This window comes from Saccharopolyspora sp., assembly GCF_017434145.1.
Lineage (GTDB): Bacteria > Actinomycetota > Actinomycetes > Mycobacteriales > Pseudonocardiaceae > Saccharopolyspora_C > Saccharopolyspora_C galaxeae.
Genome location: NZ_JAFRFW010000240.1, coordinates 1 through 3,448, shown reverse-complemented (window position 1 = coordinate 3,448; position 3,448 = coordinate 1). Strand labels below are relative to the sequence as shown.

At 71.2% G+C, this 3,448-nt stretch carries 4 protein-coding genes; 1 reads left to right on the top strand and 3 read right to left on the bottom strand.

Going from position 1 to position 3,448, the window contains the following annotated elements:
- The 3 genes from IJH84_RS06825 to pdhA form a co-directional block, all read right to left on the bottom strand.
- Positions 1–345: biotin/lipoyl-containing protein (locus IJH84_RS06825; RefSeq protein WP_295141625.1), on the bottom strand; the 345-nt coding region annotated here is incomplete at its 3' end.
- A 12-nt stretch (positions 346–357) separates the two neighbouring features.
- Positions 358–1,386 carry an alpha-ketoacid dehydrogenase subunit beta gene (locus IJH84_RS06820; RefSeq protein WP_200067961.1) on the bottom strand — a complete coding sequence of 343 codons (1,029 nt, stop codon included), beginning with the start codon at positions 1,384–1,386 and terminating at the stop codon, positions 358–360.
- On the bottom strand, positions 1,386–2,621 hold the full coding sequence (pdhA, locus tag IJH84_RS06815) for a pyruvate dehydrogenase (acetyl-transferring) E1 component subunit alpha (protein WP_295141622.1): 1,236 nt from the start codon (positions 2,619–2,621) through the stop codon (positions 1,386–1,388). Before pdhA ends, IJH84_RS06820 begins: the two co-directional genes overlap by 1 nt.
- 429 nt (positions 2,622–3,050) lie before the next feature.
- Here pdhA and IJH84_RS06810 point away from each other — a divergent pair.
- A partial coding sequence (locus tag IJH84_RS06810; protein ID WP_295141620.1) for a M20/M25/M40 family metallo-hydrolase occupies positions 3,051–3,448 on the top strand: 398 nt, incomplete at its 3' end.

Genomic DNA, 3,448 nt, shown 5'->3' with positions numbered 1-3,448 from the left:
GGCCTGCGGCCCGTAACCGACCAGGTTCGGCGTGGCGTCCTGGTCGGTCCGCTGCGGTGCACCGTTCGCGGGCGGCGCCGCAGGCGCGTCGGCGCCGTCGGGGTCCAGGTCGATCGAGATGATCGGCGTGCCGACCTCGACGGTCTGCCCCGGCTCGGCGAGCAGTTCGACCACCTTGCCGGAGTAGGCGCACGGCAGCTCGACCGCCGCCTTGGCCGTCTCGATCTCCACGAACACCTGGTTCACCGCGACCGCGTCGCCGGGCGCCACCTTCCAGCCGAGGATCTCGGCCTCGGTGAGCCATTCCCCGACGTCCGGTAGCGGGAAGTGCTTGAGCTGCGGCATCGAACGCTCCCCTCAGAACGCCAGCGAGCGGTCGACGGCGTCGAGCACCCGGTCGAGATCGGGCAGGTAGTGCTTCTCCAGCTTGCTCGGCGGGTACGGGGAGTCGAAGCCGGTCGCCCGCAGCACCGGCGCCTCCAGCGAGTAGAAGCACTCCTGCTGCACGCGGGTGGTGATCTCCGAGGTGATCGACGACTCCGGCGGCGCCTCGCTGGCCAGCACCAGCCTGCCGGTGCGGCGCACCGACTCGAACACCGGGCCCAGGTCCAGCGGGGACAGCGTGCGCAGGTCGATTACCTCCAGCTCGGTGCCCTCCTCGGCGGCGGCGTCCGCCGCCGTGAGGCAGGTGGACACCAGCGGCCCGTACGCGGCCAGCGTCGCCGACGTGCCCCGGCGCAGCACGCGCGAGCTGAACAGCGGCGGCGGCTCGGCGGCCACGTCCAGCTCGGCCTTCTCGTAGTAGCGCCGCTTCGGCTCGAAGAACAGCACCGGATCGTCGCTGGCGATCGCCTGCTGCAACATCCAGTAGGCGTCGGCCGGGTTCGAGCACGCGACCACTCGCAGCCCGCCGACGTGCGCGAACAGCGATTCCGGCGACTCCGAGTGGTGCTCCACCCCGCCGATGCCGCCGCCGAACGGCACCCGCACCACGACCGGCATCTTGACCTTGCCCTGGCTGCGGTAGTGCAGCTTCGCCAGCTGCGAGACGATCTGGTCGAAGCCGGGGAAGATGAACCCGTCGAACTGGATCTCGCAGACCGGGCGGAAGCCGCGGATGGCCAGCCCGACCGCGGTGCCGATGATCCCGGCCTCGGCCAGCGGGGTGTCCAGCACGCGGTGCTGCCCGAAGTCCTTCTGCAGGCCGTCGGTGACCCGGAAGACGCCGCCGAGCTTGCCCACGTCCTCGCCCATGATCAGGACTTTCGGGTCGCTCTCCAGCGCGGCGCGCAGGCCCATGTTCAGGCTCTTCGCCAGCGTCGCCGTCCGCGCCGTCTGGTCGGTGCGGGCGCCGTTGCCGGCGCGTTCCATCGCGGGCGCGGCCATCAGCGCACACCTCCTCGCGGTTGGTCGGCGAAGCCGTCCAGGTAGTTCAGGTAGCCCTCCCGCTGGGCGTCCAGTTCGGGACTGGGCTGGGCGTAGACCTCGGAGAAGATCCGTTCCGGATCCGGTTCGGGCATGGCGAAGCAGAACTCGCGGAACCGGGCGGCCAGTTCGTCGGACTCGGCCTGCACGTCGTCGAAGAAGTCCTGATCCGCGAGCTGCTCGCGCACCAGGTGCACCCGCAGCCGCTCGATCGGGTCCTTGAGCTTCCACGCCTCGAGCTCGTCGGCGAGCCGGTAGCGGGTCGGGTCGTCGCTGCTGGTGTGCGCGTCCATCCGGTAGGTGAACGCTTCGACCAGCACCGGCCCGTTGCCGTGCCTGCACTCGTCCAGCGCCCAGCGCGAGACCGCGAGGCTGGCCAGCACGTCGTTGCCGTCGACGCGGATGCCGGGGAAGCCGTAGCCGCCCGCGCGCTCGTACAGCGGGCTGCGGGTCTGGCGCTCCACCGGCTCGGAGATCGCCCACTGGTTGTTCTGGCAGAACAGCACCAGCGGCGCGTCGTAGACCGAACCCCAGACCATCGCCTCGTGCACGTCGCCCTGGCTGGTCGCGCCGTCGCCGAAGAAGCACATGGTGGCCTCGCCGTCGTCGTCGCCGACCTTGCCCTCGAACTTCTGGCCCATCGCGTAGCCGGCCGCGTTCAGCGCCTGGTTGCCGATGACGATCGTGTACAGGTGCATCCCGGTGGCCACCGGGTCCCAGCTGCCGTGGTCGGTGCCGCGGAAGATGCCCAGCAGCTCGGTCGGGTCCAGCCCGCGGCACCACGCGATGCCGTGCTCGCGGTAGCTGGGGAAGGCCATGTCCCGCGGGCGCAGCGCGCGGCCCGCGCCGATCTGCGCGGCCTCCTGGCCCAGCAGCGGCACCCAGATGCCCAGCTGGCCCTGGCGCTGCAGCGCATTGCCTTCGCGGTCGAAGCGGCGCACCAGCACCATGTCGCGGTACAGCCCGCGCAGCTGCTCGTCGCCGATGTCCAGGCCGAAGTCGGGGTGGTGCACCCGCTGGCCTTCCGGGGTGAGGAGCTGAACCAGGTCGGCTCCACCTTCGCTCGTCGCGCGCAAGCCCGCGATCACCTGCTCCCGTGTGGGTTTCGCTGCGGTAGCGGCAGGGGGGCCGGTGGCGACGTCGTTGTCGTGCTCGTCTCCTGGTCGGAGCGGTCGCGTCCAGTGTTCCGGGGACATGCGGATCTCCTATATGTCACGCCGGGCGGCCGCTTGTGGCGACGCTGCCCGGCAACCCCGGCCGGGACCGTGCGACCGGGGTTGGGGCCGCGCGGGTTCTCGACCGGGAGCGGTTGGATCGCTCTGGGCCAATCCTGGCACGGAAATCCCCGGATCAGTGAGCCCTGCCACAGGGGCGAACGCCGCGCGCGACGCGCCCGGAGATCGTCCCGCGGCGCACCGTAGTTCGCGGTCGGCGAGGCCAAAACGCCAGGTCATCAAAGCAATGGGCGTCCGAATGACGTGCTTGGAACGATCGCGGTACCGACACTGCGGGCGAATGATCATCGACCTCCGTTGGAAATTGCCAACGTTGCCGGTCGTGCCCGGCGTTCCGGTCGCGGCGAGCGCCGGGCCTGCTGCGCGTGCTGCGGGCATACGATCGCGAACATGGATCGTTCCGCCGTGCGCAAGACCGTGCAGCAGGCGTGGCAGGACTCGGTGCTGCCCAGCCTCAGCGACCTCGTCCGGATTCCGGCGGTATCGCCGGCCTACGACGCGGACTGGGCGGCCGGCGGCCGCCTCGACGCCGCGATCGCGCACGTGCGCGACTGGATCGCGGCGCGCGGGATCCCCGGCGCGCACCTCGAAGAAGTCCGGTTGCCCGGGCGCACCCCGCTGCTGCTGGTGGACATCCCGGCCAGTGCCGGAGCCGTGCAGGAGACCGTGCTGCTCTACGGCCACCTGGACAAGCAGCCGCCGGTCGGAGGCTGGTCGGAGGGCCTGGACCCGTGGACGCCGGTGGTGCGCGACGGCCGCCTCTACGGGCGCGGCAGCGTCGACGACGG